We start from the raw sequence: 17553 nt of genomic DNA, 5'->3' as shown, positions 1-17553 counted from the left end.
CGACTTGTTCGGGGCGTTTGTTTTTGTGCTGAAAAAGGCTTTTCAGCCCATCAGTTGCATCATTTGCTTGGCACCCAGGACGGCGATCGCTCGCTTGAGGTTGTAAGCGGTCACGGCCAGAGCCATTTCAGCTCTTGTCCCTTCGAGTTGTCTCAGCAGGAAGCGCCCGTTCCCAAATAGCCATTGTTTGAGATTGCCAAACGGGTGTTCCACGATGGATCTACGCCGCTCCATCATCTCTGGATGCAGCTGCATTCGCTGCGCCATGCGCTCAAAGGCTTCCTCTTGAGCGTGACGCGAGACATAGCGACGCTTGGCCGTCGTACATTGGGCTTTCAGCGCACACCCAGCGCAGTCGCTGATTGCCGCCTGGTAGATCCGATCGCCCTTGTAACGCTGCTTCAGCGTTAGCCACTGACCTGCCGGGCACTGATAGCGATCCTGTTCAGCGTCGTAGGTAAAGTCCTTGCGCTCGAATAATGTCTCTCCACCTGGGTTCGAGGTTCGGTTTGGCGGCACATACGCGGTAATGGCGGCTTCTTCGCAAGCCTGGAACTGCTGGCCATTTGAGTAACCCATATCGGCTGTCACGGTCAGCGATTCTTGCCCCAACTCAGCCTTGGCAGCTTTCGCCATGGGTTCAAGTTGCTTACGGTCATCACCATCCTGCGTCACCTCGTGATGCAAGATCAGACAGTGTTCTGCGTCGACAGCAGTCTGCACGTTATAGGCAACACGAGCCCCCTTTGGCGTGCGCATCATTCGGGCATCGCTTTCGTGCGTGTTGAATTGCTCCAGTCCCATCGATTGCATCAAGGCCTGGCAACTGCGATTGTCTTGCTGCTTGGCCTCAAGCTCCGCCAAGGCTGCCTTGATCGCAGTGCGATCTACCACCTGCTCGCCCTCAGTCTTATCAGCGGCATCCAGGTCAGCCAGATATTGGGCGATGCGCTTATCCAGCTTCTCGTCCTGACGCTTGAGCTGATTCAAGTTCAGATGGCGTCGCGCGGAAGCGACTGCCTGAAACTTGCTCCCGTCAATGGCAACCAGGTCACCGGCAATCAAACCGGCAGTTCGGCAGAACTGCACAAAAGCCCGGCACGTCGTAACGAACGCAGCTTTGTTGTTCTTGCGGAAGTCGGCGATGGTCTTGAAGTCGGGTTTAAGCCGGTTGATCAGCCACATCACTTCGATGTTGCGCTGGCATTCAGCTTCCAGGCGACGGGACGAACGAATGCGCTGGAAATAGCCATAAAGGTAGAGTCTGAGCTGATCGGCGGGATCGTAGGCGGGGCGCCCGGTGGCCTTGGGCTGAGTTTTCTCAAAACCGAGCTGACCCAGATCCAGCTTGGCAACATACAGGTCGATGACCCGTACGAGGTGATCTTCAGGGATCAATTCCTCCAACGAGACCGGGAACAGGCTGGTCTGGCTGCGGGACTCTCCTTGTATGTAGCCCATAACGAAAAATGCTCCGTATCTTTCGATACGGAGCATTCTCTTAAAGGGCCAGACAGATTGCTAGGTTTTCACACAGTCTGCATGGCGCCCATTTTCATACTGATTCATTTACGCCCGCCACTCAGCTGTCAACAATGCGTAGGGCAGGGACGTCTACCCAAACTGCACTAAACATCCAGTGCCTGAATTCCTCAACTGTCTGCCCGCTTTTGGTCTGCAGGCGAGCAAGCAATCCCGAAAGCCGCTGCTCCAGGCACCCAGCTTCTTCGTCCTCGTACTCGACATAGTCGCTGTAGGGGTCATCCGGTTCGAAAACCTTCGAGATATGTGAACGGTGCAGCCAGTGGTAGTAGTCATGATCTCGCCATCCTTTTGGAAACCGAGTCGCTAGCTCACTCCAGTCGGTCAAGCTGTAATGATCGGGGTAATTGCAATCAGCATTGGATGTGAATACCCAGTACAACCTTCCAATAGCCGGATGAACCGTGCTGACAAAAACTTCGCTCATGGCCGATCCTCCTTAAGCGCCGCCGCGCCGGCCGTAACTCTTCACTCCGAAAAACCAAAAGCCCGCGAATCCGCGGGCTCCATGGTTTTTTTACTTCCAGACTTCATTCCAATTTGTCGATGAATCAGCCGCGTCACTGGTGTGTCCGACCTCAACGGGGTTGCTGATGTGCGTATCACCGCTACCCACCACGGTGCCAAGACCGGTATCGTTGACGCCGGTTTGGTTGACTGCATCAGTCACGGCCCCGTTAACCTCGCTCATGACGCCGTTGATCTGTCCATTCACTTCTGAAATCACGCCGTTTACTGACGAGCTGGCGATCGAGCAAACCTTGTCCTTGATCATTTGCCAGATGGCGGACAGATCAGGGAACGAGGTGGTGCTGAATATGCCGGTGATCCCCCCTACACATTTGCCCAAAATATCTGACGATGTCTGAGCAGCCGTTTGGTTGGTGTCGGCCGCGTCCTGATCTCGAGCCAGGCCGGCTTCACCACCACGCACCGCGGCTTCTCCGCTACGGCAGGTGGCAGCATGGGCTGTCACAGCCGAGCTCATGAGCAGCACAACGAGTAACGCGCGGGTCAGTGTCTTCATACCAGTCCTCCAAGAACATTCAACGGCCAGGAGCATCAAGCTCGAGCCCGGGATTTAACAGTGGGTTGCGCCGGGCTGGGCTGTTGCTTGACGGGCTCCGTCAGAGCCTCGGGCTTTGGGGAAGCGACTGATTTCTCACGCTCTTTACGTTGCTCAAGGAAGCCCAGCTTGCGGTGCATTTCCTCATCAACGTGCTTGGTAACCTTTGCCTTGATGATCTGGTTATCAACGTTGAAAAGCACCTCATCGAAGTAAACGGCTTTCCCGTCACCGCGGCGATTTACTGCATTCCCGAAGCCGATCTGCGTCCACTTCTGGTCGCTTCCATCGTTGTTCGGCTGGGACAGCGTGATGAAGTTGGGCTTGATCTCACCGGTACCTGGGTCGGGGTTACGCTCATTGATGAACGCGAGAACCTGGTGCTTCTCACCGTTGACCTTCACGTATCCCTGTAGGTAATCCCCGCTGCCCTGGTACAGGAGCACCGTGGTGTCGTACTGGTCGTTATCCAGCTTGGTCACACCGCGAAGGATGAGTTTCTGTCCCGCATTGCTGTCAGCGTTTGCCATACCAACCTCCTGAGAAGTGGTTGAGTCACTGGTTGAAGCGCTGGAAATGTCCCCGGGTACACCGGAGTTGCTCGACCTGCCTTGAAGGCCAGCGCCAAAGCCTTCAATCTGGGTTTCGGGGGTATGCTCATCCTTGATAAAGGCTTTCGCCATGATCCAGTCGTACTCGTTCACTGGTGCTGGTACAGGACGGCCTGTTTTGTCGAACCAGTAGTACTGGTCGGTCGCAGGCTCCGGCCCAAGTGCGGCCAGGTCGTGCTCAAGCTCTTCCAGCGATTTGCTCCAGGTATTGATGGCCTCAGACTGATCTCGCCACCAGGCGGCGGCGTTTACCGGAACAAGGTTCTCAGCCTGTTGCAGATCGGAGTCACCAAATGGCACTCCCTCAGTTGCCTGGAAATGTCGGTGCTCGACCGCAGCTGTAGCTAAATCCCTCAGCTCTACTTCATCAGCAGCCTGTGGAGCTTCTCCTGTACGGTCCAGAGTTCTGGACTTCTCGTACTCGGAGATAGCACCAGCAAGCACGGCGATATCCGCGCCTGGATCGTTGATCATTGGCTGGGGGATGCGCTGACCATTGAGGAAGGTTGCAGGAGCGCTCTCGGGCTTGCCCGTCCCGCACAATTCAGTGTGGATACCGGTCGGTTGCCCTTCACGGTCAAAATAGGCAATGGAGTACGTGACACCATCGACCCTTTCCGATTCGTTCACTAGGCCAATTTTCGCGGTGTAGCCGTGCTTAGCAGCCTCGCTGCTCAGCAATTCCCACCTGGCCGAAGGCGTCGTATCTTGGTCATATGGATACTGGCTGTAGCTATCCAGCGTGAATGACTCCAAAACTTCTGTCGGAATCGAATCCGTCGAGGAGCGAGGGGGGAGATCTGTGCCTTGATGATTTTTCAGTGAGGCCAGATAAGCAGCATCTATCTGTTCAATAGCTTCGATGACTTCATCTGGATCCCAGCAATTCTCTAACTGGTACATCCGGTCAAACTCATTGCTGCCAGGCTCGGGCAGTGGCCCGTACTGCTTATCAGCATCTGCCAGCAGCTCTCTAGCTATGGCGTAACCCTCTGATGCTTCCATCTGCCCGCGGAAATGCGTATTGAGCTTGCCGAGCTCACTGTCCAGCTTGGCTTGGAACGCGGCGCGATACTTTGCCTCGACCATGCAGCTTTCAATTGTCCGCAGGCCTTCCGGAGAGCTGTCATGCTCCCACATGACCGCCATAGCGTGATCCTCGGCCCGATACGGCAGCAAATCAGGGTAGTCATTGATATCACCGGTAGGCAGACCGATAGATTCAACGAATCTCGCATCGCGTCCTGCAACTGTGAGGGACTCAGCTGCCAACGGTTCGACTGGGGGGGCTTGCTCACGTTCAGCTTTGGCAATCAGAACGGCTTCCCACTCATTACGATGAACCGTTTTTTCTTCGTAACGCTCGACACGGCCATCGCTGCCGCGCACTGGCACCTCTACCGTCACCTGCTTACGACCCAAGTTATTCAACGTGACGGTATCGCCTGCTGCGATTTCGTTCTCGCGGAACACTCGGGCCAGATCTACACCCCAGGTAACACGCTCATCTCCGTCGCTGTTGCGCAACTTCACGTAGAAGCTTTTGCTCTGCTTCTTATCGAAAAGATACGGCGCTGGGCCGAAATCTACGATCACACCCTCGCGGGCATTCACAGGGGTAGGATCATTTGCGGCCGGTTCTGCAGGTGATGCCGTTTCTTCGCTGGAGGTGGCTACCTTCTCAGCGGTTGATGCCTCAGTCGGCTTCGGCGTTTCAGATTGCGCGGCGGCTTTGTCTGGTACAGCTGCGATGGGAGGCAAGCCGAGCAGTTCGCGGCGAATAGCTTCTTGTGAGGGGTTGTTGAGCTCGACCGGAACCTCATGCTTGATCAGAACCGCAATCGCCCGGCGCTTAAACTCTTCACTGCCAGTTAGCTCGATAGACCCACCGAACTTCTGTTTCGCCATGTAGAGGCCGGCGAGAATGGCCATCTCATCGTCTTTAGCTTCAGCCACCATGAGGATTTGCTGCCCATGGTCGATGAAAATAGGTCTGTCATGCAGGGAATAGAGGACGCTGCCATCGCGCCGCTCCTTGTAGGTGATTTCCTTCAAGAGCTCGCTAATCTGGATTTTTGGATCCTGATCAACAGTTTCTTGATCTAAATCAGGGTTTCCACGGCCAAAACCGTTACCGAATGCTTCATGCCCCCCCAAACGCGAAATAATTTCGCTGTGAAAGGCCTCGTCTAGTTCCTTTAGCAATTCCGCATATGTATCGTATGCGAAAATATTCTGATAAACGGTAGTTGCTGCTTCAGCTGTATCCTTGGCGTCAATTGAGCGCCATGACGACAGGTCTGCAGCAACCCAATGCCGGACCAACGCAGTAGGGACGGCCGCAGCCTCTTCTTCGGAAGGTTGGCTATTTAGCCAGGCTTGGTACGCCTTAGCACGACGTTCGATCGCTTCACGGGGAGAGGCCTCTGTTGCCTGCGGCGAATTCAATCGCTCGTAGACAGCTTGGCGGAACTCTTGCATCAAGGCTTCGCTTACTTCGCTCATGGCAATCCTGCCTCCTTCCGGATGGTGGGGTAGTCCGTTGCCCTGAGCCCCCGCAGAGGGGCTGGGTAAAGTTGGGTTAAGCGCGTCGCTCTGGGCTGGACCGTGACTGCTGAAATTTCGTATTGTGTATATTATTCAAAATTCAGCGGAATGGGAAGCTCCGCGCCCTAAGGCCCAGGAGGGCTACGTCTGCTACATTTGAGGGGATCAAATGTCCTTTGGAACTGATGAAATTCAGCCAATTTGTGGGACGGATTTGGAGAGATGGCGGATCGAGAACGGTCTGACCAAAGTAGCTGCTGCAGATGCCTTTGGCCTGCAGAAAGCGAAGTGGGAAGAGCTTACAGGCCCGGATAAGTCGGCTGAGCAGATCAACGACCCCGTTGTGGCTATGCTCCTCTTTCTCTACAGGACGCATCCTGAGTCTTCGCCGGTGCAACCGCCGTTGGATATCAAGGATTTTTACGACTATTTAGGCCTGCAAGATTCGCCTCAAGACCGAGATACATTTGCCACCCTTATTGGCAGATCGCCACCCTCGGTTTACCGCTTGATGCTTCATGATGGCAAGCCTGGCCGGCCAGTCATGAAATGGGTTGAGGCCTTGAAGCGCATGGATTTGACACCTAAACAGTGCAAACGCGTGATGCAGGATGTCGTAAGTAAGGTAGGTGAACGACAGAAGGTGGAAAGGGTCTTGATTCAGGGTTGGTCAAAGGGTGGCATTGGTGAGCACGACTGAGAAAACAGACTCGCACATTATCGAGCTCTCCAGCGTTTACTTCTACGCTGGCCCAGCGCCGCGGGCGATCGCCTTGAAGGACTGCGGCGCGCTACTCAACGGGCAACCTGGGGACGTGTTCCCGGCGCTGTACGGGTATCAGAGCAAGCAGGACGGCTTTATGGCGGCTCGGGCGTACGCTGATAAAAACCGACTCCATTTTACCGTTATCGATTTCCTGGTGGAGCTTGATCACAAGCAGAATCCACTCATGATGAAGCCGGAGGACCTGGCCAATCACGATTTTGTGTCGTTTGCCAGAATGTCTAGGAGCATGATGGATGATCTGCAGGATCTTCTGCGGGAAAGGTTGGTCAGCGAAGGCTTGACCCCGACAAAGACCGAATTGGCGAAGCCTCATCTATTGCTGCAGCAACGACCCGAATTGTTGAGCACGCTGACCGCCGCTCCAGATTGGGAACATATGAAGGTAATTGCCTACCCTGCCAAAGTGGCCTTCAGTGAGAAGCCATTGACGGTAGGAGTGCTCCCCCATAAACACTGGTCGGCAATCAAGGAGGCGACTTGCCGCCTCAACCCTGGGATCCGGATCACGTTAGAACCGCCAGGGCCAGCCAATACCGACGCTGCACCATTGGCTGCACAAGCCAGCAGGGACCGAGGTCCTCGAGCACGCTGAACCACCGACATTAAAAAACCGCCTCTCAAGGCGGTTTTTTTCTAATCTCTGAATCGGTTCCTGTACCACCACGGCCGTGAAACGATCCGACCTCCGCGCATGAAGCCCAGGAACTTGTTCCAGCAAACATTAAGCGTCCACCCAATGTGAGCCATGACCCCGAAGCAGACGATGATCATCACAGCGGCGATCCATACCCACAGTTTATGCCCCACATACAAACAGGCCATCAACGGCAGATAAGCACCGCAGGGGATGCCGAAGGCCTTGGGGGAGATTGATGCGCCTCTCCAGCTAGATGCCATGGTCTAGACCCTCCAACTCGCAGCGTTTCTTGAACTCTTTAGCGCCGGCCAGGCTGATGAACTCGCCGGCATCAATGCGATCCGCCTGGAACAATCGCCAAGCTTTGTCATCCAGTGTGGCCTCGGCCTTCTCAAGTAAACCTCGAATGAAACGGCCCCAGTCCGTGTAAGGAAGGGACTGTAGTTCATTGCGCACTTCACGATCAAACACCAGGTATTCACGGATCGCTGCTCGCTTACCATCTGTGGTCTTGAGCAGGCGTTGAACCAGGATGACACGTAAGGCACCAGCCAAGCGTGAAGCCATACCGGCTTGCTGGTCAGGTGGATAGGTTTGAATTGCACGGTTGATCGTCTCGGCCACAGACTCCGTGTGCATGGTGGCAAAGCATAAGTGACCAGTCAGCCCAGCCTCAGTCATTGCCTCGATCGTCTCGCGGTCACGAGCTTCACCGATACCGATGATACTGGGTTTACGGCGCATGGCATTCCGAAGTGCTTTCGGGAAATCGCCAATGTCTCTACGCAGTTGCGATTGTGACGGTTGCGGTCCCAACCAGTGCGGACCACCAAGGACGTACTCGATCGGGTCCTCATAGGTAATCACTTTCCGGTCAGGCATTTCTGCCCCAGCCTTTTTGTACAGGCCAGCGAGGAATGTTGTTTTACCAGACCCGGTGGGTCCGCAAACCAGTACCAGGCCCATTTCTGCGTAGCAGCCTTGGATCAAGTCGGGCTCGATGCCCATTTGATCGATATCCGGCAGATCCGACGGAATCACCCGCATGGTGATCGAATACGCCTCATCAATACCGGCAATGCGCGCTTGAACGAAGTTGGTTCGAAAGCGTAGCGTGGTACCCCGAGCAAGCCCAAACTCTTCACCAGCTAGCTCCAGGGCACGGTCAACACCCTCATCACCTTGCTTGATCATGCTTTCAATTTCAGCGGACCAAGCCGACGCCATCAACGGTGATAGCTGCCCTTGCTTGATTGTCGTTGTTGACGCTTTCAGTTGCCGTCCATGCAGTTCGACCCAAATGTAGTCGCCGCCTTGTACGAGAATGTCAGACACGCCCCGGTCCGCACACAGCTTTAGAAAGCGCATGAAATTATCGGGAGACAAGTCCCCCTCAAAATTGTACGGATCGAATATTGGACTCGTCACTTGGTCGCACCATCACCGGCCTGCCGGAGCTGCGTTTTGACCGTAGGGCGCCATTTTTTAGGATCAGTCTCGAATGTCGCTCGGCCGGTTACGCGACGCAATTTGTCGCCCAGCATCATTTGCTTACCATCACCAGTAACAGTCTGCTGGCTTTCAGCCACGCTGGTCGAGCTGATCATGTCGTTCTGCAGGAGCGAGGAGTAGAGGTGCATCCCGAGATAATCACGGGTCAAACGATTGAAATTGGCCTCTAGAATGGCATCCGCTTGTTTGTAACCATCGTCCCAACCTTTACGTACTGCTACCTCCCAGATTTCAGCTTCGTCGCTGTCTTGAGGGCGTGCTTCGAAGTCGGGCAGTTCAACACTGGCATTCAGAGGCAGGCCAACATAGAGGTAGTCACGCCAGGTAGGGGGGACACTCACAAACCGTTCCTCACGCTCAATTTTGTAGACGCGATTCGCAGTTCGAACCTGGTCTTGAGAGAACGCAGCAACGTCCCGTGCTTCGACGATCACAGGCGGAAGCGTGCCGTTCTTAGCGATCATGGGAGCGAACTTGAACATCGCATCGAGTGACGGCGATCGTGCGTTAAGACCATCAACCAGCTCACGAGCTCGAGCTGCCATACCGCCGCGGAAGCCGACAGTGTTACCCATGTCGGTCAGCAATTGATTTCGGATATCGGTGACCTTGGTGGTCGCTTTTGACTGTGGTTTCAGCAACGAATCGAGATCAGGCGGTGCCGTTTCAACGACCGGAGCGCTTGTCTGCCCGCTGGCATCAAGCTCGGGGGTTTCGCCTGCATGGACAGCAAGCGATACCATCAGAGGCAACAATGCGAAAATCCGCTTCATAGCGTACCTCCAGTTCAGGCCTGAGGCCGGTTGTAATGGAGTTCCAACTTCACAGGCGTCTGGGTCACATTGGCGCGGTAGCCAACCTGGGAGCGAATCATCAGCATCAAGGTGTCGTAGGGCACCTTGTTTACATCGATGTCGACCGGCAGCGGCATACGCACTCCCATGAACGAGAACTCAAGCCCACGATCTCGTGCCAAGGCTGCTAACAGTTCTACTGCATCGCCCTGCCACTTGAGCGACACACGCTGCTTGTCGTCCACGATGGTCGACGGTAGTCGCATCACTACGCGGCTATTGATCGCGCCCTGCTGATATAGGTCGGCCTGAGCCATCTCAATGCGTTGTGACGCTTCGAGGATCTGTTGGTCGATCAGCTGCTGGGCCGATTCGTCCGGTTTCTTCGATGCGCAACCCCCAAGTGCAAGAGCCAGGGCAACCAGTGCCAGTGGATAACGTGTGTTGGCCATTATCAAACCCTCCGTTGATTTCGTATAGATACTATAATACGGAATGCACACAAGCAAACACTATCCCCCCCGCAAGCCGCTTCTTGACCTCTGCTGTGCGTCCCGCTCGGCCTTGACCTCACGCAGCAATTTTTCGAGCTCTGGATCTGCTAGCGCACCGCTATACCGTTCATCGACCAAAGCCTCGATCAGTGAGCGCTTAAATTCGGCGCTCCCTGTGATCCGCAACGGACCAGCTGGTGCCGTGTTCGGCATTGCGCGTAAGGCGCGTGTGATCAGCTCACTGTCAACCGCTTGACCAGGGAAGTTGAACTGGCCCCCAAGGTCTACAAATCCCGGATCGCCAGCGGCCCGCCGGTAAATGACAGTGCCGTTTCTCCTAACTACACCGAGCATTCCATCGATCGACTGGTATTTAGGATCGAGATCGCGGGCAAATGCGAAACCGTTAGCTCCTTCAGCCTTCGCTGCGCGTTTCTCGGCATATGTGAAACCTCGCAGCTGACTGATTGCCCCTGGATCACCGGTGGCTGCTTCTTGCTCAACCCATTCACGATAACTGAGCCTTTTATTAGAAGGATCATTCTTTAAATCTGCGCGCATTTTTGAAATCTTAGTTTTCAGTTCCTCTCTAGCTCTTAGTGTCTCGAACGCCAAGATACTGTAAAATGCTTTTCGATCCTTTGGGTTTTTGATACGCAATTTGATATCCAGGCGCTGCTGCCTAGAGTCATCGCGTACGCGTTTGAATTGTTGCTTGACCCACTCTTTATCAATTCGGCGATATACAAATTTTGTCCGATAGGCTTCGTATCGGGCACGTAGTGCCCTGCGCAAATTAGCCCGCTCAGAGCGGCGATGCTGACGATCTTCGGGATTCCGTCGTGGACTTGCGAATTTGTCGTAACTCATAAGTGCCATTAGCTCTTGTGAGACTCTACGCTCCTCATAGTCACCAAGACGCTTTTCCAAACGAGCCTTAGACAAGGCCTCGTGCATGTCGCTTGCTTTGATAAGCACCAAGCTCTGTTCTTCAAGCGAATAAATACCCATGCCGCGACCTTTGGGCTTGATCCCCAATCCATATCGCGCCAGTTCCGCGTGCAGTTTCTGCCAGGTAAGGCTTTTCTTTTTCAGAAGCGTTGCAATTGCATCGCGAGGTTCACCGCGAGAATAAGTGTGCAGACTTTCCTGGTCAAGATGACGTTCCATATCCGCAGCACGAGTAGGCTGTTTACCTTGGAATTTGGGTTTAGGCGCTGACCAGGCAATTTCAGGTGATCCCTTTTTGTCTATGACACTGTAGGGACCATTGTCATGAGTCCAACCATAGCGAAGCTCAAGCTCTCGCATTGCATAATCGAGCTTGAAATAATCTCTATCCGGGTACACCGCGTTATACGAATCGGGGTGAACCCGATTCACCGTCATGTGTAAGTGAACATTGTCCGTGTCATGATGGATAGCAAACACATACTGGTGCCCCCCCATACCAACCGCATCCATCGCATGCAGAGCGCAATCGAAAGCTTGATCATCAGTTGGTTTCTCTGATTGTGGCCAGCTCAAGATGACATGGTAAACAGGATCCTTAACACGTGAATTTTGAGCCGCTACTGCTTTCATTTCTGCCGCGGCTGTCGCCAAGCTCAAGCAGTTGTGCTGGCAGGATACACCGGAACGTGTAACTTCCCTTACTGGTGCTCCGAGGAGGAGTCCGGATTCGAGCTCGGCGATAGCATTGAGCTCATCTCCTGCATCCCTTCTTTGAGCGGCTGCAGCATGAAACGCAAGGTTGGCTCCACGGGATCTTGCTCTTGCCGCAAAGTCAGGATGATTTCTAACAGCTTGTCGGAGATGGTTTGCTGCTGCTGCAAGATGGTGCTGAGCAACGGCAAGACGGCTTTCATGTCCATCAGCGTTTACCCCTCGTTCTGTGATGGGTCCAGGCTCGTCAATGCGGACTGGAACTGGGTGTTGATCCTGTTGATATCGACGCCCATTGGAATCAAGAGCAATTCCAATACTTCGAGCACGTTCTCGGATGGCATTTTGAGTTGCAGCATCAATTCGTCCAATCTCTCGCAAACGGTCTGCTGCTCTTTCGATATGTTCTCGAGCAGACTCAAGAATTGAGTCGTCTCTTCGGGTGTGGCCTGGATTGAGCTCATCCGTTTGTGTCTCCTTTTCTTCGTCACGTTCTGTCGCGTAGTCGACCAACGCCGAGAAGCTTGAGCTCCCATCGGCCCGTTTCGGTGGAACCTTCGCAAGCATTACGAACCGATCCTTTCGATAGCAGCCTTCAACGCCACCAGGATCTGTGCGTACTCTTTTGAAAGCTTCCCACCGCCTTCATTGAACAAGTGTTTCTGGAGGCCTCCGAGCCTCCGCAGTTCGTTGAGGATATGCCCCTCCACCTTTGACCTTGTGCGTCTCCCCAGCGCAGCTGCGAGCATGAATTGACCCACGCTCTGGCCGCAGTCCTTCGCCTTGTCACGGACGATTTCCTCTTCATCCTCGAAGCACCGGATAGGTGGTAGCCGACCGGTGCGACGCCTTTGCTCACTGGTACTCATAAGCAGGATCCTCAGGTTTTCCAAGGGGTCTCGGGGCGCAGCCCTGAGCAGGGTGGTAGGCATCGCAAGGGAGTGAAACGACTGCCAGCGATGCCGGTTGGACGGACGCCATTTATGGCGGGAGTACAAACCCTACCCTGTCCAAAACTGTAGACCTCATTTCGTATCAAGGCTATCGTACGGAACTTGACTACGCAAGGGATGCCCATAGAATCAGGGCATAGAGGACGTTAGGGGGAAGGCAAAATGGGATTCACCATTTCGCAAATCGAGAAGCTCATGGGCGATCTCGAAAACCTGCCAGAGGTAGAGCAACCGGACAAGCCGGTCTCAAAGCTGAAAGCAGTCGAGATGATGCAAGGATCGATAAAAGAGCTGCAATCACGCGGCTACAGCCTGGCAAAGATTTCCGAAATTTTGACAGCAGGTGGAATGCAAATTTCGGAGACAACGCTGAAAAGCTATCTCACTAGGGCGAGGGGTTCTGTGAGAGGCAAAACCCGGCGCACGCCAAAGGCTCGGGTTAAGGCTTCCAGCGAGGATCGCCAAGGTGGGAAAGAAACATCCACTCAGGCCGGCGCTAAGGCGGTTCAGGGTGTGCATCAGGTAACAACCGGGGTAACACGCGAAAGGAATCCCGGTTTCCAACCGAAAACAGATACGGATGACATTTGAGGAGCAAACCTATGAAAGAAAAGTCGACTTCCCAGGTAGGTCAAATCTACGTCAGCGGTGGTGGCAAAGGCGGCGTAGGCAAAAGCTTCACTACGATAGGTTTGGTTGACACTTTGATCCAAGCTGGAAGCAAGGTATTGCTGATTGAATCGGATACCTCCAATCCAGATGTTTGGAAGATGTATAAAGACGAAATAGAGTGCAGGCTGATAGATCTGGACGACGCAAACGGCTGGATTGACCTGGTCAACGTCTGCGACGAATTCCGCGATCACGTTGTGGTAGTCAACACAGCAGCACGGAACAACAAAGGCGTAGCTGCGTACGGAGAAACGTTGAACAGCACGCTCGGTGAACTGAACCGGAAACTCATCACTCTCTGGGTGATCAACCGACAACGAGACAGCTTAGAACTGCTCAAGGAATATCGAGAGGCGCTGCCAGGATCCACTACCCATGTGATCCGAAATGCTTACTTCGGTGATGAAATCAAGTTTGAGCTTTACAACAATTCAAATATAAGGGAAAGCATCGAGGGCGCAGGCGGAAAGTCACTGATGCTCCCAGACCTGGCGGACCGGGTGAGTGATGATTTGTACAGCAAACGACTTTCGATCGGGAAAGCTTTGAAAGAATTACCAATTGGAAATCGTGCTGAACTGACCAGGTGGCGTCGCGATGTGAATAAGGTGATGGGGGAGGTTATCAATGGATGATATTGAGGTAGCTTTTGAGAAACTCTTGGGCAGGCAAGCCTCTGATAAAGAGGTGCAGGATCTCTATAGGGTTAAAAATGCATTGAACCTGCATAACAATGATTCGCTCTGGCTAATCTTAATGGCCTTGCAGTCCTACGACACGATGTATGCAAAGTACCCAGAGCTGATTGCCAGGCAGGTTGACAAACAAGTTGACAAGCATAAGTCATTGTTTGCCGAGATGGCAGACGCAGAAACAAAAAAGGCGCTCTCCACATTGTCCGTTGCTGTAAGCGAAGCTAGTCAAGCTGTTGCGCTGAAAGTTGCTGATGCCGCTCGATGGAGAGCCTGGGGGTTCGTTTTATTCGCGCTTCTTTGTTTTGCAGGCTTGTGCATGACTGTTGGGTTTGTGCTTGGCAGCGGGCAGGTTCCTTATTGGGCTCAAATTGGCTCGGCAAGGGGACCACTCTTCAATATCGTCACGATAATCCTCAATGCCCCCGTGGGGTGGCTTCTCCCCATTATTTCTGCTGGGTTACTAGGAGCAACATTCATAGAACAAAAGCCTACAATAAAGTCTATCTTGTTATTTGGGCTATTGCTGGCCTTATCGTTGCTATCTCTGGTGTTTGTGCTATGACGAGTGGGCCATTATTTTTTTGGCCCATTTATTCCGTATAATACACACAATACGGAATTGCGATGTATAATTAGTGTACGTCAATACGGAGGTCAATTATGGAATCGTACTCAAACATCAAGGCCTATCGCAGTGTCGGATTGGACATCAAGGGCTACAAGGAATCCGAGACATCCAGAGGCCTAGCGTGGTCCTGCAAAGTCTATCTCCACAAAAAAATGCTTGGTCTTGTATCCAACAATGGCGATGGCGGCATGACACGGGTTGAAATCGACTCTGCTCAGCAAACGAACTTGGTTGCGCAGTTGAAAGCGCAAGGCTACCAACTTCAATTGACCTTCCAAGGGCACGCTATGGATGAGCCAACTGAAGCGCCAGAATGGCTCGACATGGCCATCACCCAGATGATCGATGAAGTTGCCCAGCTGCGGAGATTGAAGCGTCTCGGCAAGACTCATCTGATCGTCCTGCAGCATTCGAACTCACCAGAATTTTCCTTCTATAAAGCGCCTCCTAGTGACACCTCGATTGCTCGTATTCGACGTCAGCTTGGCGCTGATTTGGCCTGCATTATGAATGCGGAAATCACCGCCCTCTAGGGCATTCGCTGCACTCATTGCTCAATCACTGAAGGATGGATCCTATGGACTTGAAAGACATGCTTAGACAGATCGATGAAGACCTGCTTGCCGAAATCTTGGAGGCCGCGCATTGCGCCCTGAACCGACCTGGTGCTGCCAAACGAGTTGCAAAAGCCATGAACACTTCGGTTGAGCGTGTTCGGACCCTGGCTTACATCTCGGCCCAGCTCAACCTGTGTCCAAGGCTTGTGCCAGACATCAGCACGGTGAAAGAAATGGAAGCATTTCAAGCGCGCTTGAGCGCTGCATAGGCTCCCTCCCCCCGCGTTCATAAATTGGTGATAAAATACGTTATCACCAATTTTTGACAGGGAGTGATTCTGTGGACTGGTTTGACCCTCTGCGTGATTTTTTCGAACACACTCGCCGTAAATCCCCAAAAACGACCAAGTGCGAACAACTCGTTCAGTTGGTGACTGAACGGGAGAGTTCGCACCCGCTCCAATTTGGCTATCCGTCTCCGACCATTTACGCTGGCATTTACGCCGGCGCTACGCGCGTGGGTAGCATCGAATACGGTTTGAACCCGAACCTCGACCGCGTGTACGTTCACAAGATTGATGTGGACGATCAGCACCGCGCAAATGGTCATGGCCTGGCCACTTTAAAAGTCCTTCATGAACAGCATCGGGTTCCGATCGTGCCGGTTCATATCTGGGGATCTGCACTAGGCTTTTGGTCGAAGGCAAAATCTGTCTTGGCAAAGTCTGGTGGCTCCATTGCCTCTGAGATCCGCGGTGAAGATGAGATGGATGCGGAAACTCAACGGTGGGAGCGATTACTGAATGCGAAGCCTGTCGATCCTGCAGATACCAGCACGCCTAATAGACGACGGCGGATGCGCTGATGAAAGACATTCTGGTAACCAGGGAGCCTGGCAAACTTACTGAAGCGCAGTACCTGGCTCTATCTGAGGTGCCAGCTGCTACCGAGTGGTTGGCCAACATTGATAATCCGCAGACCCGCCGTGCCTACAGCATCGATATCGGCGATTTCACCGCTTTCGTCGGCATTGTCCATCCGGACCAGTTCAGAGAGGTTCAACGCGCCCATGTTTTAGCATGGCGAGCTGACCTCGAGCGCAGAGTGTTGTCTGCCGCAACCATCCGGCGAAAGCTTGCGGCGTTGACCAGCCTATTTGATCACCTGCTGGACAGTAACGCTGTGGCGGGTGGCAATCCCGTCCATGGCGTCAAGCGGCCTCCAAATGAGAGCAATGAAGGTAAGACGCCGGCGCTGGGCGACGACCAGGCCAAGGCACTGCTTGATGCTCCAGATCTGGACACCGTGAAGGGGCTTCGCGATCGAGCCTTGCTGGCGGTTCTCCTGTACCACGGCTTGCGTCGTGAGGAGGCTGCTATGTTGGATGTCGACGACCTGCAGGAACGCCGCGGCGTTCGTCATTTGAAAGTGCATGGCAAAGGTCGCAAGGTACGCTACCTGCCGCTCCATCCAGTGGCTGCAGAGCGGATCCACCAGTACCTGGAAGCGGATGGGGAGCGGACCACGGGCCCATTGTTTCGCTCCGTTCGCGGGCGGACGCCAGGGGCGCGTTTGCTGGCCAACGGAATCTATTCGATCATCGGGTTTTGGGCCAAAACGGCCGGCATTGTGGTGGTTGGCCTTGGTGTGCATGGGCTGCGAGCTACTGCAGCAACCAATGCCTTGGAGCACGAGGCTGATATCGCGAAGGTCCAGACCTGGCTGGGACATTCCAATATCAGCACGACGCGGCTTTACGATCGGCGTGGCCAGCGGCCGGAGGACTCGCCGACCTACAAGGTCAAATATTGACGCGGATTATCCAGGGCATCATCAAGCGCCGCGTTCGCACGTTCACGGAACAGATTGCGCCAGAAGAATGCCCATGGATTGAAAGCCAGAAACGGGCCAGTAACATACATTGCGAACGTTAGCGAGATGTCCGTAGGCAAGCCGATTTGCTTACTCACCATGCCGAGTGCGACGGTAATGCAAACAGCCTTGATTGCACCGCAAACGACATTGACCAACTGGTCCCGCCAAAGCATCCGGTCGCGTAGCGCAGCGCGCATCGCAACTTTCCTGGCAATATCGGCCGCGAGCCACCTCCGCTCCATTTCTTCGAGCTCCTTCATACTGGCGACCAGTGCGTGGCACCGTTGTAGGCATCACCCCCTTCAGCGATGAACACCTGACCGGCTGGATCCACTGCGATAGCCCCTGGCTGCTCATGCTGAGGGTCGCGCAACTCATTTTTCCAACCGTATACGGTCCCCTTCCAGACCAGGACGATCCCTCCAAGATTGCATTGGTTGCTATCGCGCCAGTTCTGGGCTGTCTTCTGAAGGGTGCTGATTTCTAGTTCCATGAATTCCTCCGCGAAACAATACAGT

At 53.9% G+C, this 17553-nt stretch carries 21 protein-coding genes; 9 read left to right on the top strand and 12 right to left on the bottom strand.

Going from position 1 to position 17553, the window contains the following annotated elements:
* Positions 1–42: 42 nt before the first annotated feature.
* The 4 genes from LU684_RS23035 to LU684_RS23020 form a co-directional block, all read right to left on the bottom strand.
* On the bottom strand, positions 43–1461 hold the full coding sequence (locus tag LU684_RS23035) for an IS1182 family transposase (RefSeq protein ID WP_033963833.1): 1419 nt from the start codon (positions 1459–1461) through the stop codon (positions 43–45).
* 121 nt (positions 1462–1582) lie between these two features.
* Complete coding sequence (locus tag LU684_RS23030; protein WP_102642984.1) at positions 1583–1969, bottom strand: hypothetical protein; 387 nt, start codon at positions 1967–1969, stop codon at positions 1583–1585.
* A 90-nt stretch (positions 1970–2059) separates the two neighbouring features.
* Positions 2060–2569 carry a hypothetical protein gene (locus LU684_RS23025; protein ID WP_009682495.1) on the bottom strand — a complete coding sequence of 170 codons (510 nt, stop codon included), beginning with the start codon at positions 2567–2569 and terminating at the stop codon, positions 2060–2062.
* Positions 2570–2604: 35 nt separating this feature from the next.
* Positions 2605–5724: an LPD7 domain-containing protein gene (locus tag LU684_RS23020; RefSeq protein WP_134630333.1), complete on the bottom strand. Its 3120-nt coding sequence runs from the start codon at positions 5722–5724 to the stop codon at positions 2605–2607.
* Between the two features lie 211 nt (positions 5725–5935).
* On the opposite strand from LU684_RS23020, the gene LU684_RS23015 reads away from it, so the two are divergent.
* On the top strand, positions 5936–6466 hold the full coding sequence (locus LU684_RS23015; RefSeq protein WP_009682497.1) for a hypothetical protein: 531 nt from the start codon (positions 5936–5938) through the stop codon (positions 6464–6466).
* The gene (locus LU684_RS23010) at positions 6453–7145 is read left to right on the top strand and encodes a hypothetical protein (RefSeq protein WP_134630332.1); all 693 of its coding nucleotides are present in this window, start codon (positions 6453–6455) and stop codon (positions 7143–7145) included. Before LU684_RS23015 ends, LU684_RS23010 begins: the two co-directional genes overlap by 14 nt.
* A gap of 41 nt (positions 7146–7186) precedes the next feature.
* On the opposite strand, the gene icmT is transcribed toward LU684_RS23010, so the two are convergent.
* From icmT to mobA, 6 genes are read right to left on the bottom strand one after another with little or no spacing between them, the layout of a single operon-like run.
* Positions 7187–7450 carry an IcmT/TraK family protein gene (icmT, locus tag LU684_RS23005; RefSeq protein WP_014003900.1) on the bottom strand — a complete coding sequence of 88 codons (264 nt, stop codon included), beginning with the start codon at positions 7448–7450 and terminating at the stop codon, positions 7187–7189.
* On the bottom strand, positions 7440–8618 hold the full coding sequence (traJ, locus tag LU684_RS23000) for a plasmid transfer ATPase TraJ (RefSeq protein WP_014003901.1): 1179 nt from the start codon (positions 8616–8618) through the stop codon (positions 7440–7442). The genes icmT and traJ overlap by 11 nt, the downstream gene beginning before the upstream one ends.
* The gene (locus LU684_RS22995) at positions 8615–9475 is read right to left on the bottom strand and encodes a type IV secretory system conjugative DNA transfer family protein (RefSeq protein WP_134630331.1); all 861 of its coding nucleotides are present in this window, start codon (positions 9473–9475) and stop codon (positions 8615–8617) included. Before LU684_RS22995 ends, traJ begins: the two co-directional genes overlap by 4 nt.
* A gap of 14 nt (positions 9476–9489) precedes the next feature.
* Positions 9490–9948, bottom strand: a complete 459-nt coding sequence (locus LU684_RS22990) for a DotD/TraH family lipoprotein (RefSeq protein WP_102642988.1) — start codon at positions 9946–9948, stop codon at positions 9490–9492.
* Between the two features lie 60 nt (positions 9949–10008).
* The gene (traI, locus tag LU684_RS22985; RefSeq protein WP_134630330.1) at positions 10009–12222 is read right to left on the bottom strand and encodes a TraI/MobA(P) family conjugative relaxase; all 2214 of its coding nucleotides are present in this window, start codon (positions 12220–12222) and stop codon (positions 10009–10011) included.
* Positions 12222–12524, bottom strand: coding sequence for a plasmid mobilization protein MobA (mobA, locus tag LU684_RS22980; RefSeq protein ID WP_009682506.1), 303 nt, complete (start codon positions 12522–12524; stop codon positions 12222–12224). Before mobA ends, traI begins: the two co-directional genes overlap by 1 nt.
* 246 nt (positions 12525–12770) lie before the next feature.
* On the opposite strand from mobA, the gene LU684_RS22975 reads away from it, so the two are divergent.
* The 7 genes from LU684_RS22975 (at position 12771) to LU684_RS22945 (ending at position 16972) form a co-directional block, all read left to right on the top strand.
* The gene (locus LU684_RS22975; protein WP_134630329.1) at positions 12771–13199 is read left to right on the top strand and encodes a hypothetical protein; all 429 of its coding nucleotides are present in this window, start codon (positions 12771–12773) and stop codon (positions 13197–13199) included.
* A gap of 11 nt (positions 13200–13210) precedes the next feature.
* A complete protein-coding gene (locus tag LU684_RS22970; RefSeq protein ID WP_014003907.1) occupies positions 13211–13915 on the top strand; it encodes a nucleotide-binding protein in 705 nt (234 codons plus the stop codon).
* Positions 13908–14537: a hypothetical protein gene (locus tag LU684_RS22965; protein WP_102642950.1), complete on the top strand. Its 630-nt coding sequence runs from the start codon at positions 13908–13910 to the stop codon at positions 14535–14537. The genes LU684_RS22970 and LU684_RS22965 overlap by 8 nt, the downstream gene beginning before the upstream one ends.
* A 98-nt stretch (positions 14538–14635) precedes the next feature.
* Positions 14636–15136 carry a hypothetical protein gene (locus tag LU684_RS22960; protein ID WP_102642951.1) on the top strand — a complete coding sequence of 167 codons (501 nt, stop codon included), beginning with the start codon at positions 14636–14638 and terminating at the stop codon, positions 15134–15136.
* 44 nt (positions 15137–15180) lie between these two features.
* Entirely contained in the window at positions 15181–15429 is a 249-nt protein-coding gene (locus LU684_RS22955) for a hypothetical protein (RefSeq protein WP_102642952.1), read from the top strand.
* 71 nt (positions 15430–15500) lie between these two features.
* Positions 15501–16025, top strand: coding sequence for an N-acetyltransferase (locus LU684_RS22950; RefSeq protein ID WP_134630328.1), 525 nt, complete (start codon positions 15501–15503; stop codon positions 16023–16025).
* Positions 16025–16972 (top strand): tyrosine-type recombinase/integrase, encoded by a 948-nt coding sequence (locus LU684_RS22945; RefSeq protein ID WP_134630327.1) that lies wholly within the window; start codon positions 16025–16027, stop codon positions 16970–16972. Before LU684_RS22950 ends, LU684_RS22945 begins: the two co-directional genes overlap by 1 nt.
* Here LU684_RS22945 and LU684_RS22940 read toward each other — a convergent pair.
* The gene (locus LU684_RS22940; protein ID WP_134630326.1) at positions 16954–17295 is read right to left on the bottom strand and encodes a hypothetical protein; all 342 of its coding nucleotides are present in this window, start codon (positions 17293–17295) and stop codon (positions 16954–16956) included. The genes LU684_RS22945 and LU684_RS22940 overlap by 19 nt on opposite strands.
* Positions 17292–17528: an antirestriction protein ArdR gene (locus tag LU684_RS22935; RefSeq protein ID WP_134630325.1), complete on the bottom strand. Its 237-nt coding sequence runs from the start codon at positions 17526–17528 to the stop codon at positions 17292–17294. Before LU684_RS22935 ends, LU684_RS22940 begins: the two co-directional genes overlap by 4 nt.
* Positions 17529–17553 lie beyond the last annotated feature (25 nt).

The sequence above is a fragment of the Pseudomonas sp. NMI542_15 genome (assembly GCF_021283425.1).
Taxonomy (GTDB): Bacteria; Pseudomonadota; Gammaproteobacteria; order Pseudomonadales; family Pseudomonadaceae; genus Aquipseudomonas; species Aquipseudomonas fortuita.
Note: the sequence above shows the minus strand (reverse complement) of the source record. Positions and strands in the feature narration are given on the sequence as shown.